Source organism: Streptomyces sp. NPDC059861 (genome assembly GCF_042731435.1).
Classification (GTDB): Bacteria; Actinomycetota; Actinomycetes; order Streptomycetales; family Streptomycetaceae; genus Streptomyces.
Window position 1 is genome coordinate 215,357 of record NZ_JBHWJQ010000003.1, and the last position, 24,476, is coordinate 239,832.

Here is a 24,476-nt window from a genome sequence, read left to right on the forward strand (position 1 = left end):
GTGGACCTGCACTTCGGCGACAGCAAACCGACGGACGACGAGCGGGCGGCCGTCGACGCCCTCCTGGGTCCTCCCGAGTCCTCCTGGGAGGGTGCCGACCGCTCCGATGCCGACCTCAGGTGGGCGCGTGGCGGGCGGGAGGCCCGGGACCGCCGCGACCTGCTGTTGCCGGGGCTGCACGCGATCAACGACCGGATCGGCTGGATCAGCGACGGCGCCCTGGACTACCTGTGCCGGCGGCTGACCGTGCCACCGGCGGAGGCGTACGGGGTGGCCACCTTCTACGCGATGTTCTCGGTGAAGCCGCGTCCGGCGACCGTGCTGCACGTCTGCACGGACCTCGCCTGCGCGGCCGCCGGAGCGCAGGAGCTGTGCGCCGGGATCGAGGGCCGCCTCGGTCCCGGCGTCCACGTCGAGCGCTCCCCCTGCCTGGGCCTGTGCGAACGCGCCCCGGCAGCGCTCGCCGTCAGGGCGGGGGACCCGGTCCGTACGGCGGTGTCGGCACCGGCGACGGTGGACGCGGCCGTGCTCGCCGCGACCGCGCCCGACTCGGCGCCGCAGGAGCCACCGGCCGCACTGGCCGTGCCGCAGGCGGGCTCACCGGATCTGGTGCTGCTGCGGCGGATCGGCGTCGTGGACCCCACGTCGCTCGACGACTACCGGGCGCACGGCGGCTACACCGCCCTGCGCCGCGCCTTCGAGCTCGGCCCGGCCGGGGTGATCCGCGAGGTCACCGACTCGGGCCTGGTCGGGCGCGGTGGCGCCGCCTTCCCCACCGGCCGCAAATGGCAGGCCACGGCGTCCCAGCCCGACCATCCGCACTACGTCGTGTGCAACGCCGACGAGTCCGAGCCGGGCACGTTCAAGGACCGGGTGCTCATGGAGGGCGACCCGTTCGCACTGGTGGAGGCGATGACCATCGCGGGGTACGCCACCGGAGCGCACCGCGGCTACCTCTACCTGCGCGGCGAGTACCCCCGTGCCCTGCGGCGACTGGAGCACGCCCTCGCCCAGGCACGCGCGCGTGGCCTGCTGGGCGAGGACGTCCTGGGGCAGGGCTACGCCTTCGACATCGAGATCCGGCGGGGCGCGGGCGCGTACATCTGCGGCGAGGAGACGGCCCTGTTCAACTCCATCGAGGGCTACCGGGGCGAGCCGCGCTCCAAGCCGCCCTTCCCCGTGGAGAAGGGCCTGTTCGGCAAGCCCACCGTGGAGAACAACGTCGAGACACTGGTCAACGTCCTGCCGATCCTGACGATGGGCGCCCCGGCGTACGCGGCGATCGGCACGCGGGCCTCGACCGGCCCGAAGCTGTTCTGCGTGTCGGGGAGCGTGGCGCGGCCCGGGATCTACGAGCTGCCGTTCGGTGCCACGCTGGGCGAGCTGCTGGAGCTGGCGGGCGTGCGGGACGGGCTGCGCGCCGTCTTGCTCGGCGGTGCGGCCGGCGGCTTCGTACGGCCCGACGAGACGGACATCCCGCTCACCTTCGAAGGCACCCGCGAGGCCGGGACGACGCTCGGCTCGGGTGTCGTGATGGCCTTCGACGACACGGTCCCGCTGCCCCGGCTGCTGCTGCGCATCGCCGAGTTCTTCCGCGACGAGTCGTGCGGGCAGTGCGTGCCGTGCCGGGTCGGGACCGTGCGGCAGGAGGAGGCGCTGCACCGGATCGTGGAGCGCACCGGTGCCGCCGCCGCGGGCGACATCGCCCTGCTCAGAGAGGTCGGCCGCGCGATGCGGGACGCCTCGATCTGCGGTCTGGGACAGACCGCCTGGAACGCCGTGGAATCCGCCATCGACCGTCTGGGGGCGTACGAATGACCGCGATACCACTGGGTGTGCCGCGCCGGCTGGTCGAGTTCACCATCGACGGGCAGGAGGCCCGGGTCCCGGAGGGCTCGACCGTCCTGGACGCCTGCCGGGCGGCCGGGAAGGACATCCCGACCCTCTGTCAGGGCGACACGCTCACGCCCAAGAACGCCTGCCGGGTCTGCATGGTCGAGGTCGAGGGCTCCCGGACCCTCGTCCCGGCCTGCTCGCGCAAGGCGGAACCGGGCATGACCGTCCGCACGGACACCGAGCGCGCCCGGCACAGCCGCAAGGTCGTCCTCGAACTCCTCGCCTCGTCGGTCGACCTGTCGACCACTCCCGAGGTGGCGGGGTGGCTGAAGGAGTACGAGGCGAAGCCGGACCGCTTCGGCCCGCAGGCCGCCCGCCTGGACGAGGAACCGAGGATCGACAACGACCTCTACGTCCGTGACTACGACAAGTGCATCCTCTGCTACAAGTGCGTCGACGCCTGTGGCGACCAGTGGCAGAACACCTTCGCGATCTCCGTCGTGGGCCGCGGATTCGACGCCCGGATCGCGGTCGAGCACGACGGCCCGCTCACCGATTCGGCGTGTGTGTACTGCGGCAACTGCATCGAGGTCTGCCCGACGGGAGCGCTGTCGTTCAAGTCGGAGTTCGACATGCGCGCGGCGGGTACGTGGGACGAGTCGCAGCAGACGGAGACGACGACGGTCTGCGCCTACTGCGGAGTGGGCTGCAACCTCACGCTCCATGTGCAGGACAATGAGATCGTCAAGGTCACCTCGCCGCACGACAACCCGGTGACCCACGGCAACCTCTGCATCAAGGGCCGTTTCGGCTACCAGCACGTACAGAACCGGGGCTGATCAGGACATGGGACGAGTCACGGAACGACGCAAGGTGATCCGCATCCGGGACGGCGCGGTCTCCACCCGCCCGGACACACTCGTCGCCGAGGAACCGCTGGAGATCCGGCTGAACGGCAAACCGCTCGCGATCACCATGCGCACTCCCGGCGACGACTTCGCGCTCGCGGCCGGGTTCCTCGTGAGCGAGGGCGTGCTGGGCGAGCGGGACGAGCTGCGGAACATCGTGTACTGCGCGGGCGCCACCGGTGGGGGCACCTCCCGCTCGAGCGAATTCGAGAGTGGGGGAGGCTCGAACACGTACAACGTGGTCGACGTGCAGACGGCGCCCGGGGTGGTGATCCCGGACATCACGCTCGAACGCAACGTCTACACGACCTCGTCCTGCGGGCTGTGCGGCAAGGCCAGCCTGGACGCGGTACGGACCACGGCCCGCTGGCCCATCGCCGACACTCCCCCGGTCCGCGTCGAGCCCGAGCTGCTCGCGGACCTCCCCGACCGGCTGCGCGCGGTGCAGCGGGTCTTCGACCGGACCGGGGGTCTGCACGCGGCGGCGCTGTTCGACGAGGAGGGCCGGCTGCTGGACGTGCGGGAGGACGTGGGCCGGCACAACGCGGTCGACAAGCTGGTCGGCCGCGCCCTGCAGAGCGGCGACCTGCCGCTGTCCCGCACGATCCTGCTGGTCTCGGGCCGGGCCTCCTTCGAGCTGGCGCAGAAGGCCGTGATGGCGGGCATCCCGGTGCTGGCGGCGGTCTCGGCGCCCTCGTCGCTGGCGGTGGACCTGGCCCAGGAGACCGGGCTGACCCTGGTGGGCTTTCTGCGGGGCAGTTCCATGAACGTGTACGCGGGCGAGGACCGCATCGCTCTGCGGACCGCGGCCGCCCAGGGCTGACGGCCCCCCGCGACACGGCGGCGGGGCCCCGACCGGCGGGGAGCGCCCCCTGCGCCGCAGGGGTCCCGCCTCAGCCCGCCTCAGTCCCCGGCGGGCGTCACTCCGTACCGGAGATCCTGCCGAGCAGGCTCATGAACTGATGGCGTTCGGCCGCGGTGAGCGGGGCCAGCAGGGCCTCGTTCGCCTCGCAGGCGGCCTGCTCGCAGCGCCGCAGCAGCCGGGCGCCCTCCGCGGTGACGGACACGGCGTTCTTGCGCCGGTCCTTCGGGTCGGGCGCGCGCACGACGTGGCCGGCCGACTGCAGGTCGTTGAGGACGCCGACGACGTCCTTGGGGTCGAGCCCGACACTCCGGCCGAGGTCGGCCTGGGCGATCGGGCCGAGGTCGCGCACGGCGACCAGCACCACGTGGTGCCACATCCTCATACCCTCCGCGGCCAGCGCCTCCGCCACCAGGGCGCGCCCGCGAGCGGCGGCCCGGCCCAGAATCCAGCTGGGCAGCGAGCGGATCGCGGAGAGTGGTGCTTCGGCCATGAATCCAGCTTAGTGCGGAATTCATTGGATTTCCCCACGACCTGATTTATCGTTGGGAACTCCAACGAACTCGGGAGGCTCGATTCGACGCGCGGCGCCCGCGGCAAACTCGTCGCGCCGTACTCACGGCGAGTTCGTCATGCGTTCCTGATGGTCCGTCAGGCCACCTGAGCGTCACCCCCGTTGCCCCGGCACGCTTCTTGCGGTGTGTCGCTGCCGCCAACTACCGTCTGTGGCGCATAGGTTGGACGTGGGATGTCCAGATGTTCAGACAAATGAAGGGCCATTCATGCCGTCTCGACTCCGCGCACGTCTGAGAGTCACCCTCACCGCGGGCGCCGTCCTGACGGCTGCCGCCGCCCTCCCGGGCCCCGCCCAGGCCCAACCCACCTCGGCCGCACCGCTCTTCGACGAGCAGGTCCTCTTCAAGGCCTCGCAGGACCCGGGCTACGCATGCTTCCGGATTCCGGCGGTCGTCCAGACCACGAAGGGCACCCTGCTCGCCTTCGCCGAGGGGCGGGTCCTCAACTGCGGGGACGCGACAGACATCGACATCGTGCTGAAGCGTTCCACCGACGGCGGCCGCACCTGGGGCCCGTTGCAGGTCGTCAACGACGGCGGCGGTGACACGCACGGCAACCCGACCCCGGTCGTCGACCGGGAGACCGGCCGGATCCTGCTCGCGGAGACGTACAACACGGGCCGTCCCGACAGCGAGCACTGCGACATCCCCTGCGACCGCGTCCCCCATCTGCAGCACAGCGACGACGACGGCGCCACCTGGTCCACCCCGCGCGACCTCAGCCCGCAGATCCTGCCCTCGCACTGGAACTCCTGGTACGCCACCGGCCCCGTGCACGGCATCCAGCTCACCCAGGGCGCCCACGCCGGCCGGCTGGTCTTCGGCGTCAACACCGAGACATGGGACGGCAACCGGGTCACCGCGAACCACGCCGCCCTCGTCCTCAGCGACGACGGCGGCACCACCTGGCGGATCGGCGCCACCGACTCCTGGCCGCTCTCCACCGACGGCACCTTCGGCCAGAAGCCCTCCGAGATCTCCATGACCGAGCGCTCCGACGGCAAGGTCCTGGTCAGCGCCCGGGAACAGGAGGGCACCGAACTCGGCCACCGCTCCCAGGCGATCAGCAGCGACGGCGGCCAGACCTTCAAGGGCCCCTTCGAGGCCGTCCCCGACCTCTACGCCCCCCAGGTCCAGGGCGCCACACTGCGCCTCGGCGACCGCCTCCTGCTGGCCTGCCCGGGCGACCCCGACCGCCGCCGGACGATGATGATCCGCTCCTCCTACGACGACGGCGAGACCTGGGACAGCGTGGACCGCGGCACGGTCGTCTCCCGCGACTGGGCCGGCTACTCCGACCTGGTGCACATCTCCGGCACCACCGCCGGCCTGATGTACGAGGCCGGCACGGTCGACGCCCGCGACGAGATCCGCTTCGCCCGCTTCAACGAGGAGTGGCTCACGCCCCGCCGCGGCGCCGATCCGACGACCACCGACCGCGCCCTGCTCGCCCCCGAGGCGAGCGTCCTCGGCGGCGCCTCGACCACCACCGGCGTGCTGAACAACGCCCTCGCCTTCGACGGCACCGACGACGCCGTGCGGCTGCCCTACCGCGAGGAACTCCCGCTCGGCGACGGCGACTTCACCGCCTCCCTGTGGTTCCGCTACACGGCCACCACCGGTGAGCAGCCACTGCTGTGGATGGGCGGGGCGGGCACCAGCCAGCCCCAGGTCTGGCTGCGCGCCGAGCCGGAGAGCAAGCGGGTGCGCGGCCTGATCACCACCCGGGAGGGCGTCCGTACCGTCGGCACGGCCGCCGTCGCGACGGCCGGCGCCTACAACGACGGCAACTGGCACCACCTCGCGCTGCGCCGCGGCGGAGGGCAGCTGACCCTGTTCATCGACGGCACCGCGATCAGCACCGAGGACGTGCCCGGCTCGGTGAGCCGCAACTCGCCCTTCGGGGTGCACATCGGCCAGCGCATGGACAGCCGGGCGTTCTTCACCGGCGCGCTCGACGAGGTCCGCGTCTGGAACACGGACCTGTCCGACGAGGAGATCGACCGGCTCCGCCGCACCCACACCGGCCCCTTCTTCGGCAACATCCTGTGGCTCCCCATGGACCAGGTGAGCGCCGCCCGCTAACGTCGCGGAGCGTGCCCGACGAACGACGAGCACGACAGCGCACGGGAACCTGGGCCGCAGTGCTGCTGGCCCTGGTTGCGGCCGTGCTGCTCACGGCCCTCCCGGACGGCGACCGGGAGGGCGGCGGCGCGTGCACGGGCCGTACGGTCGCCTCCTGGTCGGCCGCCGGCACGCTCACCGGCGAGTTCGCCCGGTACGGCGACGACGCCGGCCGCACCGACGACTGGACCGGCGGTGACGGCACCCACTCGCTGAGGCTGCCGGACGGCCGGGTGCTGTGGCTGTTCTCCGACACCTTCCTCGGTCCCGTGCACCCCCCGCCCAATCCGTCCGGCGAGTCGTACGCCTGGCGCGACACCACGACGCCGATGGTGCGCAACTCGGCGGTGGTGATGTCCGGGGGCCGGCTGCGCACGACGCTCCCCGCGCCCCTCTTCCCCGAACCGGCAGGCGGGCAGTGGCGCTGGCCCGTCGCCGCCCGGGTCGAGCCGCGCTCCCCCGGCGCGGCGGAGCGGGTCGTACGGGTGCTGCTGTGGACGCGGGCGGCCGGCCAGGCTCCGTGGATCTACGGGGTGCCGCTCGCCACCGAGGTCGCCACGCTCTCCCTGCCCGGGCTGCGGCTCGAGTCCGTCACCAAGGTCTTCGACCAGCAGGCGGTGCCGGACCCGTCCCGGCGGGTGCTGTTCGGCACGACGCTGGTGGCGCGGGACGGCTGGAGCTACGTCTTCGGCGGCGACGACGGGCAGGCCGTGTCCCGCCCCGTGTCGTCGGCGTACGTGGCGCGGGTGCCGGACGGCGGGCTCGCGGACCCGGCCGCCTGGGAGTACTGGAACGGCTCCGACTGGGTCACCGGGACCCGCCCGGCCCCGGTCCTCGGCGACGGGCGGCGCACCGGGGTGGGCAGCGCGTTCTCGGTGGTGCGGGACGGGGACGCCTACGTGCTGTTCACCATGGCGGCGGGGGCGGCCGGCCTCGGCACGGTCACGGCGTACTGGGCCTGCTCCCCCACCGGGCCCTGGCACGGGCCGACGCGCGGCTTCAGCCCGCCGCTGCCGTCCGGCGGGGTCGCCGCGTACAACCCGCAGGCGCATCCCGAGATCGGCGGCGACGGGCGTCTGATCCTCAGCTACGACGTCAACTGGCTGGAGACGACAGGCGCGGCGGCGGCGATCAGCGGGAACGTGACCCTGTACCGACCACGGTTCGTGACGCTGAGGCTGAAGCCGGCACAGTGAGTTCCTCGCGCGGGTCGTGGGAGCGGCGCTTGGCGATCACCGCGCACACCATCAGCTGCATCTGGTGGAAGAGCATCAGCGGCAGCACTGCCAGCGCGGCCTGCGCGCCGAACAGCACGCTCGCCATGGGCAGCCCGGACGCCAGCGACTTCTTCGAGCCGGCGAACTGGATGGCGATGCGATCCGCCCGGCCGAAGCCGAGGGCCTTGGAGCCGTACCAGGTCAGGGCGAGCATCACGGCGAGAAGCACCGCCTCCACCCCGAGCAGCCCGGCCAGCCGGGCGGGGCTGACCTGGTGCCAGACGCCGTGGACCATGCCCTCGCTGAACGCCGTGTACACGACGAGGAGGATCGAGCCGCGGTCGACGTGGCCGAGGCCCTTCTTGTGGCGGGCGACGAAGTCGCCGATCCAGCGCCGCAGCAGCTGCCCGGCGAGGAACGGCACCAGCAGCTGGAGCACGATCTTGATGATCGCGTCGGCCTGGAACCCGCCCGTTCCACCGCCCAGCAGCGACGCCGCGAGCAGCGGGGTGATCACGATGCCCGCGAGCGAGGAGAAGGAGCCGGCGCAGATCGCGGCGGGCACGTTGCCGCGGGCGATCGAGGTGAACGCGATCGACGACTGGATGGTCGACGGGACCAGGGTGAGGAAGAGCAGGCCGGTCCACAGGGAGTGGGTCAGGAACACCGGGACCAGACCGCGCGCGGCCAGCCCGAGCAGCGGGAAGACGACGAAGGTGCAGGCCAGGACGGTGACATGGAGCCGCCAGTGCTTCAACCCGTCCAGTGCCTCGCGGGTGGACAGGCGGGCGCCGTAGAGGAAGAAGAGGAAGGCGATCGCCGCGGTGGAGGCGCCGGAGGCCACGTCGGCGGCCGTACCCCGGGCCGGGAGGAGTGCCGCGAGGCCCACCGTCCCGAGCAACAGCAGGATGTACGGGTCGATCGGCATCCAGGACGGCCAACGCAGGTGTTTCACGGTGCTCCACTGACTTCTTGTCTCAGGGCCTGTAGGGGGTCACGGGTCCCCGCTCCATCGTGCTCCCTCACCTGCCGATCGTGAATCCGGCATACCACTCTGACTGTCATCACGAATCTCGATGACCCCGCTATCCTGGTCCCGTGTACGACCCCTCCCACCTGCGCACGTTCCTGGCCGTCGCCCAGGCACTGAGCTTCACCCAGGCCGGGCGGCGGCTCGGGCTGCGCCAGTCCACGGTCAGCCAGCACGTCCGGCGGCTGGAGGACGCCACCGGACGCCAGCTGTTCAGCCGGGACACGCACTCCGTGGAGCTGACGGAGGACGGTGAGGCCATGCTCGGTTTCGCGCGCCGGATCCTGGAGGTGCACGAGCAGGCCACGGCGTTCTTCACGGGTACCCGGCTGCGCGGCCGGCTGCGCTTCGGGGCCTCGGAGGACTTCGTGCTCACCCGGCTCCCGGAGATCCTGGAGGGCTTCCGGCACGATCACCCCGAGGTCGACCTTGAGCTGACGGTGGAGCTCTCCGGCACCCTGCACGAGCAGCTCGAGGCCGGGAAGCTGGACCTGGTCCTGGCCAAGCGGCGCCCCGAGGACCCGCGCGGTGAGCTGGTGTGGCGCGACCGTCTGGTGTGGATCGGCGCGGAACGCCTGCGTCTCGACCCGGACCGCCCGGTCCCGCTGATCGTCTATCCCCCGCCGGGCATCACCCGCGCCCTCGCCCTGGAGTCCTTGCAGCGACAGGGCCGCGCGTGGCGCGTCGCCTGCACCAGCGGCAGTCTCAACGGGCTGATCGCCGCCGCCCGCGCGGGCCTCGGCGTGATGGCCCACTCCCGGGGATTCGTCCCGCCGGGCCTGGTCCGCGTCCCCGACCGTTTCGGCCTGCCCGAACTCGGCCAGGTCGACTTCGTGCTGGTCCACGGCCGCCGCCGCGCCGCCTCCCAGGGCCCGGCGGACGCCCTGGCGGCGGCGGTCCTGGCGGCGGGCGAGCGGCTGCACCGCCGCTGACGCCCGGCACGGTGAGTGGGTCGTACAGATTCCGTGGAGATTGCGCCGCCGAAACTTACTCCACCGTCAGGAATCCGTCCGACCTGTCCCCATCTGCGCGGATTGTTCCCTGCTGACCAGCACATATCCGAGCGCCTCTCCGCTTTCGCACCCCTCCCTTCCGAACGGGCCGTGGGGTAGCTTTCACCGCCTGTGCGGGCGTCACAGGGAGCCGTCACAGAGAGCGGGGAACGGGTTTGCGGGAGTTCACCAATCCTCCGTTGGCGCTGGCGCCCCCGGTGGGCGGCCTGGCCGACGTCGTCTTCGAGCACGCCCAGGACGACCCGCTCCACATCGCGCTCGGCCGCAAGGACGACGCGGGGCGCTGGCGGGACGTGACGTCCGGCGAGTTCCGCGACGAGGTGCTGGCCCTCGCCAAGGGCCTGCTCGCCGACGGCATACGGTTCGGCGACCGGGTCGCCATCATGTCCCGCACCCGCTACGAGTGGACGCTGTTCGACTTCGCACTGTGGACGATCGGGGCCCAGGTGGTGCCGGTCTACCCGACGTCGTCGGCCGAGCAGTGCTACTGGATGCTGTACGACGCGGAGGTGACGGCCGCGATCGTGGAGCACGAGGACCACGCGATGACCATCGCCACCGTCATCGACCGGCTGCCGAGGCTGCGCCGGCTGTGGCAGCTCGACGCGGGCGCGGTCCACGAGCTGTACGACGCGGGCGCCCACCTGGACGACGAGGTGGTGCACCGGCACCGCAAGGCGGTCACCCCGGACTCGGTCGCCACCATCATCTACACCTCCGGCACCACGGGCCGCCCGAAGGGCTGTGTCATCTCGCACGGCAACTTCATGTACGAGGCGGACACCGTCATCGAGCGCTGGGAGCCGGTGTTCCACTCCAGACGCGGCGACGAGGCGGCCACCCTGCTCTTCCTGCCGCTCGCTCACGTGTTCGGCCGAATGGTGGAGGTGGCGGCGATCCGCGGCAGGGTCCGTTTCGGCCACCAGCCGCAGCTCAACGCGGCCGCCCTGCTGCCCGACCTGGCCGCCTTCCGCCCGACGTTCATCCTGGCCGTGCCGTACATCTTCGAGAAGGTCTTCAACGCCGCCCGCCGCAAGGCCGAGCGGGAGGGCAAGGCGGGCCCCTTCGGGAAGGCCGTGGACGTCGCCGTGCGCTACGCGGACGCGGTCGAGGCCAAGGCGTGGGGCATCGGGCCCGGCCCGTCCGCGGGACTGCGCATGCAGCACCAGCTGTTCGACAAGCTCGTCTACGCCAAGGTGCGCGAGGCGATGGGCGGCCGGGTGCGGCACGCCATGTCCGGTGGCTCGGCGATGGACCGGCGGCTCGGACTGTTCTTCGCGGGCGCGGGAGTGCAGATCTACGAGGGGTACGGCCTGACCGAGTCCACGGCGGCCGCCACCGCCAACCCGCCCGAGCGCACCCGCTACGGCACGGTCGGGCAGCCCGTCCCGGGTGTCACCGTGCACATCGCGGACGACGGCGAGGTCTGGCTGCGCGGCCCCACGCTGTTCCAGGGCTACCTCAACAATCCCAAGGCCACCGACGAGACCCTGCACGACGGCTGGCTGGCCACCGGCGATCTCGGCTCCCTCGACGAGGACGGCTTCCTCACGATCACCGGCCGCAAGAAGGAGATCCTCGTGACGTCCGGCGGCAAGAGCGTGGCGCCGGGCCTGTTGGAGGAACGTGTCCGGGACCACCCCCTGGTCGCCCAGTGCATCCTCGTGGGCAACGACCGCCCCTTCGTCGCCGCCCTGGTCACGCTGGACCAGGAGGCCGTCGAGCACTGGCTCCAGATGCGCAACAAGCCCCGGCTCACCCCGGCCGAGCTGGTGCGCGACCCGGATCTGGAGATGGAGGTGCGCCGGGCCGTGGTCGCCGCGAACACGCTCGTCTCGCAGGCGGAGTCGATCCGCACCTTCCGGATCCTGGCGCAGCCCTTCACCGAGGAGCACGGGCTGCTCACACCGTCGCTGAAGCTGAAGCGGAGGGCGATCGAGAAGGCGTACGCCAAGGAGGTCGAGGCCCTGTACGGCACGTGAGGCGGCTTCCGGTCATTTCCGCGTCAGGAATGCATCCGGGCCTGTGATCGTTGACGATATGAGTACCACCTGACGACAACCGAAGGATCAGAGCTCGTGAGCAGCAAGGTCCCCCCGATCATCCTCAACAACGGCGTCGAGATGCCCCAGCTGGGCTTCGGCGTCTGGCAGGTGCCGGACGACGAGGCGGAGCGCGCGGTCGCCACGGCGCTGGAGGCCGGGTACCGCAGCATCGACACAGCGGCGATCTACGGCAACGAAGAGGGCACCGGCAAGGCCATCGGCGCCTCCGGCCTCCCTCGCGAAGAGCTTTTCGTCACCACCAAGCTCTGGAACGGCGACCAGGGGTACGACTCCACCCTGCGCGCCTTCGACGTCTCCCTCGACAAGCTCGGCCTGGACTACGTGGATCTGTACCTGATCCACTGGCCCCTCCCGGCGAAGGGCCTGTTCGTCGACACGTACAAGGCGTTCGAGAAGCTGCACTCCGACGGCCGGATCAAGGCCATCGGCGTCTCCAACTTCCTGCCGGAGCACCTGGAGCGGCTGATCGGCGAGACGTCGGTCGTCCCGGCCGTCAACCAGATCGAGCTGCACCCGCATCTCCAGCAGCACGCCGCCCGGGAGTTCCACGCGGAGCAGGGCATCGCCACCGAGGCCTGGTCCCCGCTGGGCTCGGGCAGGGGCCTGCTGGAGGTCCCGGCGATCGTGGCCATCGCCCAGAAGCACAACCGCACGCCCGCCCAGGTCGTGCTGCGCTGGCACCTCCAGCTGGGCAACGTGGTGATCCCGAAGTCCGTGACGCCCTCCCGGATCGCGGAGAACATCGACGTCTTCGACTTCAGACTGGACACCGAGGACCTGGCGGCGATCAGCGCGCTGAACGAGGACCGCCGGCTGGGCCCGGACCCGGCCACGTTCGACGTGGGCTGACCCTCGGGCCACCTTTCGAAGGCCGCACGCGAAGCGCCCCGGGAACCTCGGCGGTCCCGGGGCGCTTCGCGTGCGTGGCGTCAGTTGGGCTGTCCGACGGGCCGTCCGACGACGGTGTCGATGTCGACCCCTCGGGCTGCCGCGACGCCCGGCAACCTCGAGCCGCCCGAACTCCTTCAGCGTCGCCTCCACCGCGGCCCGCACGTCCTCGTGGTGGGCGGCGTCCCCGGGGATCGTGAGCAGCCCTTCGAGCCGTCCGAGTTCCTCGGCGATCACCTGGAGCACGCTCCAGGTCAAAGCCCGCGGACCTCATGGGAGGGCACCACGGGCGGGTCGGGGGCCGAAGGCGCTACAGAGGCCTGCTCGCCGAATGCACCGTCTGCGCCGTCAGCAGGAAGAAGTCCGGACGGTGGTGGACGCTCGCCTTGTCGTCGGGGTCGACGAGGCGGTCGAGGGTGGCGAGGTCGGTGGCGTCGAGGCGCTCGGCGACCGCCTCCCGGGTGCGGGCGAGGGTTGCGGCGACATACGCGCGGGCCCGCTCGGGAGCCGGTGCGGGCAGGTCGAGCAGGAAGCTGCGGCTGCGGGCGTGGGTCAGGCCGGCGGCGGTCAGCAGCGCCGGCCAGTCCTCCGTCTCCTCGACCGTGCCGGTCAGCGACGCGCGCATCTCGTTGAACCACTCCTCCTCGATCGCGTTCAGCCGGGCCTGGAGCCCCGGCCGGCCCATCCCGATGTCGCGCGGCAGGAACCGCGTCGGCAGGCCGCCCTCCACGATCGCCAGCGTGCCGCCGGGTGCCAGCCGCCCCGCGAAGGCGGCGAGGGCGGCCCGCTGGTCGCCGAGGTGGTGCAGGCTGCGGCTGGCCCACAGCAGGTCGGCGGGGTAGTCGAGCTCGTCGAGTACGCCCGGCAGCTCACCGGCCAGGGTCCCGAACCGGTCGGCGACGCCGAGGCGTGCGGCGCGGTCGCGGGCCCGGGCGAGCAGCGGCTCGGAGCCGTCGACGGCGACGATCCGGGCTCCCGGGAAGGTCTCGGCGAGCTGGCAGGAGACGACTCCGGGACCGCTGCCCACGTCGACCACCAGGCCGGGGTCGGTCTGCTGCTTCGCCAGCCAGGCGAGAGCCCGCTCGTACAAGGGTGCGAACAGTTCCGCGCCCTCCTCCAGCAGCGGGGCCATCTCGGTCCAGTCGACCTCGGCGTGGTCGCGGTGGTGACCGCGCGGGTGCTCGTGCTGGTGGTCGGTGTGGTGGTCGTGCGCCATGGGGTCAGCCTCTCCTCCGGATGCCGCCAGCGTGCGGCGGCGCCCGGACAAAGGGCAAGAGGCGTTGCCGAAGCGGCAAACGAGAGGGGCGGAAGAAGGGCGTCCGCGTGCGCGGAACACCGCGGGGTGGGTGGACCGGGCGAAGGCCTGTGCCGGCGGTGCTCGGCCTCCGTAGGATCGCCGCGTGACAGAGATCGATTACGCACGTTTCCCCGAGCGCCTGGCGCACGCGCGCGGTGCGGACACCGCCGCCCGCTGGGAGTTGCTGCGCTCCTTCCAGGAGGAGTGGGGGTACGAGCCCAGCGGCGACCGGGAACGGGTGCGGACGGACGACGCGGACGAGGCCTCCGGGCCCGTCGACCCCACGCTCGCGATACCGGCCGCGCTGGCCGAGTGGTGGGACCTGCCCTTCAATTCCTTCGCCGACCAGCCGCGCCTGTACTGGACCCACCTGGAGTGGCCGCCGACGATCCGCCCCGATCCCGCCGGCCACGGCGTCCGCGGCGCGCTGCCGCCGGACAACCCCTTCGTCGGGCCGGAGGAGGACCTGCGGGTCTGTGTGTTCATGGCGGAGTACCAGTACGCCAACGAGTGGGGCTATCCGGCGGCCCGCAGCGCCCTCGCCGACCCGCCGGTGCTGGTCGCCGCCGAGGACGACGACGGCAAGGAGGGGTGGATGCCGCAGAGCCACTCGGTCTCGGAGTTCTTCCTCCAGCTCGCCGTCAACCGGCTGCCCGAGCACTTCGGATGGACCGCCGGGGAGAGCGAGATCGCCCCGGAGACGGTGACGCGACTGCGGGCGCACCTGAGCCCGCTGGGCCTGCTGCCGTGGCGTGAACTGGGCGCCCGAAGCGAGTACTTCGGCGGCCCGGACGTCATCGTCCGCCACGACACCGGCATGCACGACCTCGCACTCACCGCGTACGGCCGCACCGAGGAGGCCGTCCGCACACTCGCCGAGTCCCTCGGCATCGAGTGGTCGGAGGGCATCGGCGAACCGGAGAGTCACGGCGTGTAGATCCCGGCGCGCGGCGCTGAGCTCCGGCCGCTCAGCCGGCCTTCCGGAACGCGCGGAGGGTGAACCACGGGTCCGGGCGGGGGCGGTCCTGGTCGGGCAGCGCGGCGAGGCGGGCGGCGAAATCCTCGGCGAGGGGGTGGCCGGGCGGGAGCGTGACGAACCAGCCACGGTGCAGGTCGGCGATGGTGCGGCGGGGACTGCGGCCCTGTCCGCGGCCCGGGAAGCGGGTCAGCCCGGCGGGCAGCAGACCGTGCTCGGCGGCGTACGCCTCGACGGCGCGTGACGTGTCGAGGAAGGGGCTGCGAGGGCGGGAGGCGAGGACGGCGTCGATGTCACTGCCCACGTTGTGGGCCGCCGCCTTGTCGACCGTCGTGACATAGACGCCGCCGGGGCGCAGCACCCGGGCGCACTCGGCGACGGCGGTCCTGACATGCTCGGGGCGCCGCAGCAGGTGCAGCAGCCACACGCTGGTGACGGCGTCGAACTCCCCGTCCCGAAAGGGCAGTCGGCGGCAGTCGGCGAGAACGACGGCGCCGGGCAGGCGGTCGGCGGCGTGCCGGGCCATGGCGTACGTCAGGTCGGCGCCCGTCACCCGCAGCCCGGCCCGGACCGTCGCGAGCCGCCGGGTCACGATGCCGGTGCCGCATGCCACGTCCAGCAGGCTGCGCGTCCCCCGCGGCAGGAGGCTCAGTACGCCCTCCGCGGCGGCGGCCGCCCTGGGCTCGCCGCCGCGGGAGACGTCGTAGCACTCCGCCTCCTCGGTGTAGTCCAGCACCGTGCGCTCAGGCCGCGCCGTGCGCCGGGGCGAGGGCCTCCACCCGCTCGGCGAGCCCGAAGTCCAGCGCGGTGACCTTGCCTCCGGCGCTGTGCGTGGTCACGGTGAGGGCGACGGAGTGGTAGCCGAGGGTCAGATCGGAGTGGTGGTCGAGTGCGTCCTGGACCTGGGCGATGTGCACGACCAGGGCCGTCGCGGCGAAGTGCGAGGCGAGCCGGTAGGAGCGGGTGAGCCGGTCGCCGTCGAGCGACCAGCCGGGCAGGTGCTCCAGCCGGTCCTCGATCTCCTTCCGCGACAGCGCTTCGACGGGCATGAGCGGACTCCCTCCGTGGACGTCGCGTACCTCTTCAGCGTGCCACAGCCGGACGGCTGCGGGCCTGGTCAGCCCGGTGCCCGTGAGCGGCGACGGGCGGGAGCGGACGCACGGGGCCAGGGGCGCGCCGCGGCGCCTCCTCGACTACCGTCGTACGTATGACCCTTCTCCCGTCCGCGCCCGGCACGCCCGCAGCCGTCCCCGCCGGCCAGGGCGTCGGCCCGCTGCTGCGGGCCTGGCGGGAGCGGCGGCGGGTCAGCCAGCTGGAGCTGGCGCTGCGCGCGGGCTCCTCGGCGCGGCACATCAGCTTCGTCGAGACAGGCCGCTCCTGCCCCAGCGAGGAGATGGTGCTGAAGCTGGCGGAACACCTGGACGTGCCCGTGCGGGAGCGCAACGCGCTGCTGCTGGCGGCCGGTTACGCCCCGCGCTATCCGGAGACGCCCCTGGACGACCCGGCGCTGGACGCCGTGCGCGAGGGCGTGGAACGGCTGATCCAGGGCTACGAGCCCTACCCGGCGCTGGTGGTGGACGCGACGTACAACGTGCTGGCCGCCAACCGGGGCGTCACCATGCTGCTGGAGGGCCTGCCGGAGTCCCTGCTCGCCCTGCCGCCGAACGCGATGCGGCTGACGCTGCACCCGCGGGGCCTGGCACCGCGCATCCGCAACTTCCCCGAGTGGCGCGGGCATCTGCTCGCCCAGATGGACCGGCAGATCGCGCTCCACCGCTCGGCGGCGCTGCGCGAGCTGTACGAGGAGGTGAGCGCGTACCCGGCCCCCGAGGCGGCGCCCGGCACGGAACCGGCCGATCCCGTGCCCTACTTCGCGCTGCCGATGCAGATCGAGCATCAGGGCCGGATCCTGTCGTTCGTCTCGTCCATCTCCACGTTCAACACGCCCATGGACGTGACGGTCGCCGAGCTGGCCATCGAGACGCTGCTCCCGGCCGACCCGGCGACGGTCAAGTACCTTCACTCGCTCCTGCTCTGACGTACCCTCAGCGCGGCATGCTGCAGCGCCGCGAACCCGGCCACCACGACGGCCTGGAACACGCCCCACACCGCGCCCGCCGTGCTCGGCGTGAGCCACAGGGCCAGGGCGAGGACACTGAGCACCGCCCAGGCGAGATTGGTCTCGATCACCGCCCGCACGGGCAGCGCCGCCGGACGCGGCCGGGAGGCGAGCAGCGCGACGCCGCCCGCGTACGCCACGAGCACCGCGCCGAGGACCACCAGCAACCCGGGGTCCACGCCGAGGAGCCGCCCGAGCGGCCCGGAGGCGACGAGGTAGGCGACGCCGTTCGCCCCGGTCACCACCGCGTCCACGGCGAGGAAGCGGCTCAGGGCGGTCTGCGGCTCGGTGGTGCGGGCGAGAGCGGCGAGCTGGGTTGCGGACATGGCGGATCACCCTCCGTCGAGGTCGAGTTGGGCCGGGACCCGGGGGCCGGGCCGGAGTGCGCCGGTCCGGCCCCCGGTACGACCACGATGCCGCGCGCCGACGAACGGGTCGATTACCCCGGACGTCATGCCGTGGGGTCGGCGGAGTGGCACATGCCGCACCGCCGCGCCCGTGTGGCCGTAAGCGGAACATGACAGACTGCGCACATGCTTTCGGCGCGTAGGGGAGGCGTGGCGTGAGTGAGCGGCGGGCCGCGCCCACCGTGGGCCAGGTGGTGCTCGGCAGACGGCTGCAGGAGTTGCGCGAGGCAGCCGGGCTCAGACGCGAGGAGGCCGCTCGCGTCCTGCGGGTGGCCCCGGCGACGGTACGGCGGATGGAGACGGCCGAGGTCGCGCTCCGGATTCCGTACCTCCAGGTCCTGCTGCCGGCCTACGGCATCCCCGAGGACGAGGTGACGGCGTTCGTCACGCTGGCCGAGGAGGCGAACCGGCCCGGCTGGTGGCAGCGGTTCAGCGATGTGCTTCCCGACTGGTTCAGCCTGTTCGTCAGCCTGGAGGGCGCCGCCCGGCTGATCCGCTCCTACGAACCGCACTTCGTGCCCGGACTGCTCCAGACCGAGGACTACGCCCGTGCCGTGCTGGAGGCCGGGACGATCGGCCAGTCCGGCGGCGAGGAGACGATCGAACGGCATGTCTCCCTGCGCATGGCCCGGCAGGCACTGCTGCGCCGGCCCGACCCCCCGCACCTGTGGGTGGTCATGGACGAGACGGTGCTGCGCCGCCCGGTGAGCACCCGCCCTGAGGTCATGGGCGACCAGCTGGACCGGCTGCTGGAGGCGGCCGAGAGCGACCGGGTCACCCTCCAGATCGCCGAGTTCGCCGGTGGCCCGCACCCGGGGACGTACGCCCCCTTCTCGCTGTTCCGCTTCGGCGAACCGGAACTGCCGGACATGGTCTTCACCGAGTACTTGAGCGGCGCGCTGTATCTCGACTCCCGCGGCGAGGTCTCCGCGCATCTGGAGGTGCTGGACCACATGAGCGCGCACGCCGCGTCGGCGCAGCGCACCAAGAAGCTCCTGCGGGAGTGCCGCGGCGACTTCTGAACTCCCGCGCCCCCGGCTAGTCGACCCGGACGCCCACCAGGCAGGTGTCGTCGTCCGTGTCCGACCTGCTGTACGTCAGCAGCCGGTCGAGTTGCTGGTCCAGGGTCCGCGGCGCCGCACGGGCCGCCGTCAGCAGATGGGTCAGCGACTCCTCCACGGAGCGGTCCCGGCGTTCGACGAGGCCGTCGGTGTACATCAGCAGCGTGTCCTCGGCCGCGAGCTGCACCTCGGCCTCCTCGTACGCCGCCTCCGGCACGGCACCCAGCAGGATGCCCTTGACCAGCGGCAGCGGCGTGGCCTCCGTGTCGCGCACCAGCACGGGCGGCAGATGACCCGCCCTGGCCCAGCGCAGGGTACGCCGCTCGGGGTCGTACAGGGCGCACACGGCGGTCGCGGTGACCGAGCCGGTGAGGTGGTGCGCGACGATGTTGAGCCACGACAGCAGCTGTCCCGGTCCGGCGCCGGTGACCGCCAGGCCGCGCAGCGCGTTGCGCAGGACGACCATGCTCGTCGCCGCCTCTATGCCGTGACCGGCGACGTCTCCCACGCACAGCAGCACGCGCCGCGAGGGCAGCACCACGGCGTCGTACCAGTCGCCGCCCACCAGTTGCTCGGTCTCCGCCGGGCGGTAGCGCACCGCGACCTCCAGGCCGGGCATCTGCAGCGGGGCCTGCTCCGGGGGCATGATGGCGTGCTGCAACTGGAGCGTGAGCCGGTTGCGTTCGGCGGCCTGCTGCTCGGTGTGGGCGAGCTGGTCGCGGGTGGCCGCGAGCGCCACCTCCGTCCAGTGCTGGGCCGAGATGTCCTGGCAGGCCCCGCGAACGACGAACAGCCGGCCGTCGGTGTCGAGGACCGGCTCGGCGACGACCCGGATGTGGCGGTTGACCCCGTCGGGCCGCTGCAGGCGGAAGGCCGCGGTGGCGGGCCGCCGGTGGTGCAGCAGCGTGCGCAGGAAGCGTCCGATGGCCACCGCGTCGTCGGGGTGGGCGTGGGCGGGGAGGTCCTCCAGCGGCACCGGCGGGGTCGTGGTGGAGCGGCCGTACAGGTCGAACATCTGGCTGTTCCAGGTGATCTGCCCGGTCAGCAGGTTCTCCTCGAAGCCGCCGACACGGCCGAGCCGCTGGGCGTGCTGGAGCAGGCTCGCCAGCCGTGCCGTCTCGTCCTCGATGCGCCAGATCAGCAGCACGCTGCCCGCGTGCCGGCTGATGCTGATGTCCGCCACGGCCGACAGGGGCACCTGGTCGACCAGCGCGGTCAGTTGCATCCGCCGTGCCCGGAACGGCTCACCGGTGGCGTGGACCCGCTCGATGCGCTGGAACAGCTCGCTGTCCCCGGCCGTCATCGGGTACGCCTCCAGCAGCAGCGCGCCGCACACCACCGCGCGGGGCCGGCCCGCCGGGTCGAGGAAGCGGGTGTTGACGTGCTGGATGCGGAAGTCGACCAGCTGCCCGGAGTCGTCGACCTGCGGCACGAGGACCAGGGCGGGGTCGTGCAGGCCGTCGGCGAGGTCGCTGAGTTCCGCGGCGTCCGGCAGGATCCGCGGCTCCTGGACCGCGTCGGGGTGTGGCGGGTACGTCTCCAGGGTGTGGGCGCACAGCTCCGCGAGGGCCTCGACCTGGCGGACGACCTGCGGCGGTTGCGGCTCCAGCGGCCCCGGCCAGGCGATCTCCAGGACGCCGTGGATGCGCCCTCCGGTGCCGGCGGGCACGGCCACCCGGCCGCCGTCGGGGTACGGATGCCGTCCGATCGTCGGCAGCCCCGTCCCGGCCAGCGACGTGAACCACTGGCCGCTGCGTTCGACGAGCCCGCGACGCGCCACCGTGGCGACGTCCGGCGGTACGTAGCGCCAGCGGGAGGCCTCGCCCTGGGAGAAACCGGCGCTGCCCGCCAGGGTCAGGGAGCCGTCGGAGCCCGCGGTCCACACTGCCACGGCCACCGCGCCCAGCGGGCGCAGCGCGTGCTCCAGCAGCGAGTCGGCGACGGCCTGCGCGTCGGACGCGGCGAGCGCCCCGCTCTCGGCGGCGCGCAGTCGCACGGCGGCCGCGTCGCGCTCCACCGGCCCGGTGCCGCCCGCGGCCGCGAGGAAGGCGTCCGTGACCTCCGACATCCGGTCGCTGGCGGCCTCGTTGATGACCTCGACGGCGAACTCCAGCGGGGTGACCCGGGCCTGCGCGGTGAGCTCCGCGAGCTGCCGGGCGGCCTGCGCCGGGCCACATCCGAGCCGCTCGACCAGGATGCCCTTGGCGAGCTCTACCAGGGCCCGCCCCTCGGCCTCGGCCTGCGCCGCCCGCACCTCCCGCCGCAACCGCTCGACCGTGGCGGCGAGCCTGCCGACGGGGGAGGCCGAGCAGTCTCCCGCGCCGGAGGCGGCCGTGCGGGACGGCGGCTTCGCGCCCGGCGTTTCGTGGGGCGGGGCGGCGGGCCGGTCGGAAGGCTGGTCGGGCGTGCTCACGATGTGCATGCTCCTCGGCGGGAGGCCCCCTGGGGCGCGGACGGTCGGGCCGGGCCCGCCCGCGCGGGGTGGGGGGCGGGCTGCGGCGTGCTCAGGGGGTCAGCCAGCGTCGTACGCAGGTGATCAGGTCATGGGTGTCGACGGGCTTGGTGACGTAGTCGCTCGCCCCCGACGCCAGGGACTTCTCCCGGTCCCCGGGCATCGCCTTGGCGGTGACGGCGATGATGGGCAGGTCCGCGTACCGGGGCATCCCGCGGATCTCGGCCGTGGCGGTGTATCCGTCCATCTCCGGCATCATGACGTCCATCAGCACCAGGGCGACGTCCGGGTTGTCGACGAGCGTCTCGATGCCCTTGCGGCCGTCCTCCGCGTGCAGCACCCGGAAGCCGTGCAGCTCCAGGATGCCGCTGAGCGCGAAGAGGTTGCGCGCGTCGTCGTCGACGACGAGCACGGTGCGCCCGGCGAAGGAGCGGTCGACGACGTGCGAGGGGAGGTTCTGCGGCTCCTCCGCCCTGACCAGGGTCAGGACGTCGCCGGGCTCCTCGGCGGACAGGTGCAGCGCGATGCGCTCGCGCAATTCGTCCAGGCTGGAGAGGAACTCCAGGGTCCCGTCGTCGCCGCGCGAGCGCAGGGCCTGCGCCCGTGCCACGTCGGGGCGGTTGCTGCTGTGCACCAGCACCGGTACGTCGGCGAGGGCCGAGTCGCCCTGGAGCGCCTCCAGGAAACGGGTGGCCGCGCCGGCGGGCATGTCCAGGTCGAGGACGACGCAGTGGCACGGTTCGGCGGCCAGCGCTCCGGCCGCCTCCTGGGCGCTGACGGCGGTGATCAGGTCCACGTCGGGCCGCGGCACCGCTTCGTCCGCGCCGTGCCGGGCCACGTCGGCGACGACGCTCTCGGCGACGAGGGTCAGCAGACCCCGGGGCCGCTCCTCCACGACGAGCAGCCGGCGCCGGCGCGGGCCCCTTCCGGCCGGGCCGGGACGCGCGGCGAGCTCGGGGGCGTCGACGGTGCTCCGCGCCGCGGGCAGCTCCGCCGGCTTCTCCGCGAACCGGCCTGCCAGCGCCTCGAAGTCAGGCCGGGCCACCGGCAGGAAGAGCGTGAAGACGCTGCCCCGGCCGGGCGTGCTGTCCACGGTGACCGCGCCGCCGAGCAGATGGGCGATCTCCCGAGTGATGGACAGGCCGAGGCCGGTGCCGCCGTACTTGCGGCTGGTGGTGCCGTCCGCCTGCTGGAAGGCGCCGAAGATGGACTCCAGTTGCTGCTCCTGGATCCCGATCCCGGTGTCCTTCACGCGGAACGCCACGACGGCGCCGCCCTTGACGACGCCCCCGGGCACCTCCTCGTCCGCGGCCGGCTGGATGAGCAGCTCGACGCCGCCCTGCTCGGTGAACTTCACCGCGTTCGACAGCAGGTTGCGCAGCACCTGACGCAGGCGGGAGTCGTCGGTCAGCAGGTCGCCGGGCGCGCCCGGCGCGGTGGTCACCGTGAACTCCAGGCCCTTCTGGGTCGTCATCGGCCGGAAGGTGGCCTCGACGTACTCGATGAGCTGGCGCAGCGACACCCGCTCCGGGGCCACGTCCATCTTCCCGGCCTCGACCTTCGACAGATCGAGGATGTCGTTGATCAGCTGGAGCAGGTCGGAGCCAGCGGAGTGGATGATGCCCGCGTACTCGACCTGCTTCTGGGTGAGGTTGCGCGAGGGGTTCTGGGCGAGCAACTGGGCGAGGATGAGAAGGCTGTTGAGCGGGGTGCGCAGTTCGTGGCTCATGTTCGCCAGGAACTCCGACTTGTACTTCGAGGCCAGCGCCAGCTGCTGCGCCCGCGCCTCCAGTTCCTGCCGGGCCTGCTCGATCTGGAGGTTCTTCGCCTCGATGTCGCGGTTCTGCGCCGCCAGCAGCGAGGCCTTCTCCTCCAGTTCGGCGTTGGAGTGCTGCAGCTCCTCCTGCTGCGACTGCAACTCCGCCGAGCGCACCTGGAGTTCGGCCGTCAGACGCTGCGACTCGCCGAGCAGCTCGTCGGTGCGGGCGTTGGCCACGATCGTGTTGACGTTGACGCCGATGGTTTCCCGGAGCTGTTCCAGCAAATCCCGGTGGATCGGGGTGAAGGACGTGATGGACGCCAGCTCGATGACGCCGAGGACCTGGTCCTCGAAGAGGATCGGCAGCAGGAGCAGAGCGGTCGGCACCGTCCGGCCGAGCCCGGAGGAAATGGTCACGTAGTCCGGCGGCAGCTGGTCGACCGAGATCGTGCGGCGGCTGCGGGCGGCCTGGCCGACCAGGGAGCGGCCGAAGGGGATGCGGTCGGGCCGCGTGTCGTCCTCGGGGCGGCCGTAGGAGCCGACGAGCCGCAGCTCGGGGCCCGGTGCACGGTCCTCGGCGAGGTAGAAGGCGCCGTACTGGGCGGAGACCAGCGGCACCAGCTCGTCCATGATCAGTTCCGCGACGACGGGCAGGTCGCGGTGGCCCTGCATCAGGCCGGCGATCCGCGCCAGGTTGGTCTTGAGCCAGTCCTGCTCCTGATTGGCCATGGTCGTCTCGCGCAGGGACAACACCATGGAGTTGATGTTGTCCTTGAGCTCGGCGACCTCGCCGGAGGCCTCCACGGTGATCGACCGGGTCAGGTCGCCCTCGGCGACCGCGCTGGCCACCTCGGCGATCGCGCGGACCTGCCGGGTCAGGTTGCCGGCCAGCTCGTTGACGTTCTCGGTCAGCCGCTTCCAGGTGCCGGAGACGCCCTCCACCTCGGCCTGACCGCCGAGACGTCCCTCGGTGCCGACCTCGCGGGCGACGCGCGTGACCTCGTCCGCGAACGCGGAGAGCTGGTCGACCATCGTGTTGATGGTCGTCTTCAGCTCCAGGATCTCCCCGCGCGCGTCGACGTCGATCTTCTTCGACAGGTCGCCCCTGGCCACCGCCGTCGTGACGAGGGCGATGTTGCGGACCTGGCCGGTGAGGTTGTTGGCCATCGAGTTGACGTTGTCGGTGAGGTCCTTCCAGGTTCCCGCCACGTTCGGCACCTGTGCCTGGCCGCCGAGGCGTCCCTCGGTGCCGACCTCCCGGGCGACGCGCGTGACCTCGTCGGCGAACGCGGACAGCGTGTCCACCATCGTGTTGATGACGTCCGCGAGGGCCGCGACCTCGCCCTTGGCCTCCACGGTGATCTTCTGTGACAGGTCGCCGCGCGCGACCGCCGTGGCGACCTGGGCGATGGAGCGGACCTGGCTCGTCAGCTTCGACGCCATCACGTTGACGTTGTCGGTGAGGTCCTTCCAGGTGCCCGACACGCCCCGCACGTGCGCCTGGCCGCCCAGGCTTCCCTCGGTGCCCACCTCGCGGGCGACCCGGGTGACCTCGTCGGCGAAGGCCGAGAGCTGGTCGACCATCGTGTTGATGGTGTTCTTCAGCTCCAGGATCTCCCCGCGCGCGTCGACGGTGATCTTCTGCGAGAGGTCGCCCTTGGCCACCGCGGTGGCCACCTGGGCGACGTTGCGCACCTGGGAGGTCAGGTTGCCCGCCATGAAGTTCACCGAGTCGGTGAGGTCACGCCAGGTGCCCTTGACGCCCTTGACGTCGGCCTGGCCGCCGAGGCGTCCCTCGGTGCCCACCTCGCGGGCGACCCGGGTGACCTCGTCGGCGAAGGCCGAGAGCTGGTCGACCATCGTGTTGATGGTGTTCTTCAGCTCCA

The 24,476-nt window shown here is 72.3% G+C and carries 19 protein-coding genes; 11 read left to right on the plus strand and 8 right to left on the minus strand.

All coding sequences use genetic code 11. The annotated features are described in order from the left end of the window. From ACFV6X_RS04265 to fdhD, 3 genes are read left to right on the plus strand one after another with little or no spacing between them, the layout of a single operon-like run. Positions 1-1,818, plus strand: a complete 1,818-nt coding sequence (locus ACFV6X_RS04265; protein WP_385377355.1) for an NADH-ubiquinone oxidoreductase-F iron-sulfur binding region domain-containing protein — start codon at positions 1-3, stop codon at positions 1,816-1,818. After that, on the plus strand, positions 1,815-2,675 hold the full coding sequence (locus ACFV6X_RS04270) for a 2Fe-2S iron-sulfur cluster-binding protein (RefSeq protein ID WP_385377358.1): 861 nt from the start codon (positions 1,815-1,817) through the stop codon (positions 2,673-2,675). Before ACFV6X_RS04265 ends, ACFV6X_RS04270 begins: the two co-directional genes overlap by 4 nt. Before the next feature lie 7 nt (positions 2,676-2,682). After that, a complete protein-coding gene (gene fdhD, locus ACFV6X_RS04275; RefSeq protein WP_385377361.1) occupies positions 2,683-3,567 on the plus strand; it encodes a formate dehydrogenase accessory sulfurtransferase FdhD in 885 nt (294 codons plus the stop codon). 97 nt (positions 3,568-3,664) lie between these two features. Here fdhD and ACFV6X_RS04280 read toward each other — a convergent pair whose 3' ends face one another. Next, positions 3,665-4,099, minus strand: a complete 435-nt coding sequence (locus ACFV6X_RS04280; protein WP_385377364.1) for a MarR family winged helix-turn-helix transcriptional regulator — start codon at positions 4,097-4,099, stop codon at positions 3,665-3,667. 289 nt (positions 4,100-4,388) lie between these two features. Here ACFV6X_RS04280 and ACFV6X_RS04285 point away from each other — a divergent pair, with 289 nt between their 5' ends. Both ACFV6X_RS04285 and ACFV6X_RS04290 read left to right on the plus strand, forming a co-directional pair. After that, on the plus strand, positions 4,389-6,266 hold the full coding sequence (locus ACFV6X_RS04285; protein ID WP_385377367.1) for an exo-alpha-sialidase: 1,878 nt from the start codon (positions 4,389-4,391) through the stop codon (positions 6,264-6,266). 11 nt (positions 6,267-6,277) lie between these two features. Further along, positions 6,278-7,501: a DUF4185 domain-containing protein gene (locus ACFV6X_RS04290; protein ID WP_385377370.1), complete on the plus strand. Its 1,224-nt coding sequence runs from the start codon at positions 6,278-6,280 to the stop codon at positions 7,499-7,501. Here the strand turns inward: ACFV6X_RS04290 and ACFV6X_RS04295 are convergent. Then, positions 7,437-8,450, minus strand: a complete 1,014-nt coding sequence (locus ACFV6X_RS04295; RefSeq protein ID WP_385377521.1) for a bile acid:sodium symporter family protein — start codon at positions 8,448-8,450, stop codon at positions 7,437-7,439. The two genes, ACFV6X_RS04290 and ACFV6X_RS04295, sit on opposite strands and share 65 nt — an antisense overlap. Before the next feature lie 170 nt (positions 8,451-8,620). Between ACFV6X_RS04295 and ACFV6X_RS04300 the strand changes: the two genes are divergently transcribed. The 3 genes from ACFV6X_RS04300 (at position 8,621) to ACFV6X_RS04310 (ending at position 12,480) form a co-directional block, all read left to right on the plus strand. Further along, a complete protein-coding gene (locus ACFV6X_RS04300; protein WP_385377373.1) occupies positions 8,621-9,484 on the plus strand; it encodes a LysR substrate-binding domain-containing protein in 864 nt (287 codons plus the stop codon). A 236-nt stretch (positions 9,485-9,720) separates the two neighbouring features. Then, positions 9,721-11,547: an AMP-dependent synthetase/ligase gene (locus tag ACFV6X_RS04305; protein WP_385377376.1), complete on the plus strand. Its 1,827-nt coding sequence runs from the start codon at positions 9,721-9,723 to the stop codon at positions 11,545-11,547. A 96-nt stretch (positions 11,548-11,643) separates the two neighbouring features. Next, positions 11,644-12,480: an aldo/keto reductase gene (locus tag ACFV6X_RS04310; RefSeq protein ID WP_385377378.1), complete on the plus strand. Its 837-nt coding sequence runs from the start codon at positions 11,644-11,646 to the stop codon at positions 12,478-12,480. A 349-nt stretch (positions 12,481-12,829) separates the two neighbouring features. Here ACFV6X_RS04310 and ACFV6X_RS04315 read toward each other — a convergent pair whose 3' ends face one another. Next, positions 12,830-13,735 (minus strand): class I SAM-dependent methyltransferase, encoded by a 906-nt coding sequence (locus tag ACFV6X_RS04315; protein ID WP_385377381.1) that lies wholly within the window; start codon positions 13,733-13,735, stop codon positions 12,830-12,832. Between the two features lie 184 nt (positions 13,736-13,919). Here ACFV6X_RS04315 and ACFV6X_RS04320 point away from each other — a divergent pair, with 184 nt between their 5' ends. Beyond that, positions 13,920-14,753 (plus strand): hypothetical protein, encoded by an 834-nt coding sequence (locus ACFV6X_RS04320; RefSeq protein WP_385377384.1) that lies wholly within the window; start codon positions 13,920-13,922, stop codon positions 14,751-14,753. Positions 14,754-14,784: 31 nt separating this feature from the next. Here the strand turns inward: ACFV6X_RS04320 and ACFV6X_RS04325 are convergent, their stop codons facing one another. After that, positions 14,785-15,528 (minus strand): class I SAM-dependent methyltransferase, encoded by a 744-nt coding sequence (locus ACFV6X_RS04325; protein ID WP_385377387.1) that lies wholly within the window; start codon positions 15,526-15,528, stop codon positions 14,785-14,787. Between the two features lie 7 nt (positions 15,529-15,535). Then, positions 15,536-15,841 (minus strand): 4a-hydroxytetrahydrobiopterin dehydratase, encoded by a 306-nt coding sequence (locus ACFV6X_RS04330; protein ID WP_385377390.1) that lies wholly within the window; start codon positions 15,839-15,841, stop codon positions 15,536-15,538. A 158-nt stretch (positions 15,842-15,999) separates the two neighbouring features. On the opposite strand from ACFV6X_RS04330, the gene ACFV6X_RS04335 reads away from it, so the two are divergent. Beyond that, a complete protein-coding gene (locus ACFV6X_RS04335; RefSeq protein WP_385377393.1) occupies positions 16,000-16,830 on the plus strand; it encodes a helix-turn-helix domain-containing protein in 831 nt (276 codons plus the stop codon). On the opposite strand, the gene ACFV6X_RS04340 is transcribed toward ACFV6X_RS04335, so the two are convergent. Further along, positions 16,812-17,237: a hypothetical protein gene (locus ACFV6X_RS04340; RefSeq protein ID WP_385377396.1), complete on the minus strand. Its 426-nt coding sequence runs from the start codon at positions 17,235-17,237 to the stop codon at positions 16,812-16,814. The two genes, ACFV6X_RS04335 and ACFV6X_RS04340, sit on opposite strands and share 19 nt — an antisense overlap. A 236-nt stretch (positions 17,238-17,473) precedes the next feature. Between ACFV6X_RS04340 and ACFV6X_RS04345 the strand changes: the two genes are divergently transcribed. Next, on the plus strand, positions 17,474-18,340 hold the full coding sequence (locus ACFV6X_RS04345; RefSeq protein WP_385377398.1) for a helix-turn-helix domain-containing protein: 867 nt from the start codon (positions 17,474-17,476) through the stop codon (positions 18,338-18,340). 16 nt (positions 18,341-18,356) lie between these two features. Here the strand turns inward: ACFV6X_RS04345 and ACFV6X_RS04350 are convergent, their stop codons facing one another. Both ACFV6X_RS04350 and ACFV6X_RS04355 read right to left on the minus strand, forming a co-directional pair. After that, positions 18,357-20,801, minus strand: a complete 2,445-nt coding sequence (locus ACFV6X_RS04350) for a SpoIIE family protein phosphatase (protein ID WP_385377401.1) — start codon at positions 20,799-20,801, stop codon at positions 18,357-18,359. An 82-nt stretch (positions 20,802-20,883) separates the two neighbouring features. Next, positions 20,884-24,476: HAMP domain-containing protein (locus tag ACFV6X_RS04355; RefSeq protein ID WP_385377404.1), on the minus strand; the 3,593-nt coding region annotated here is incomplete at its 5' end.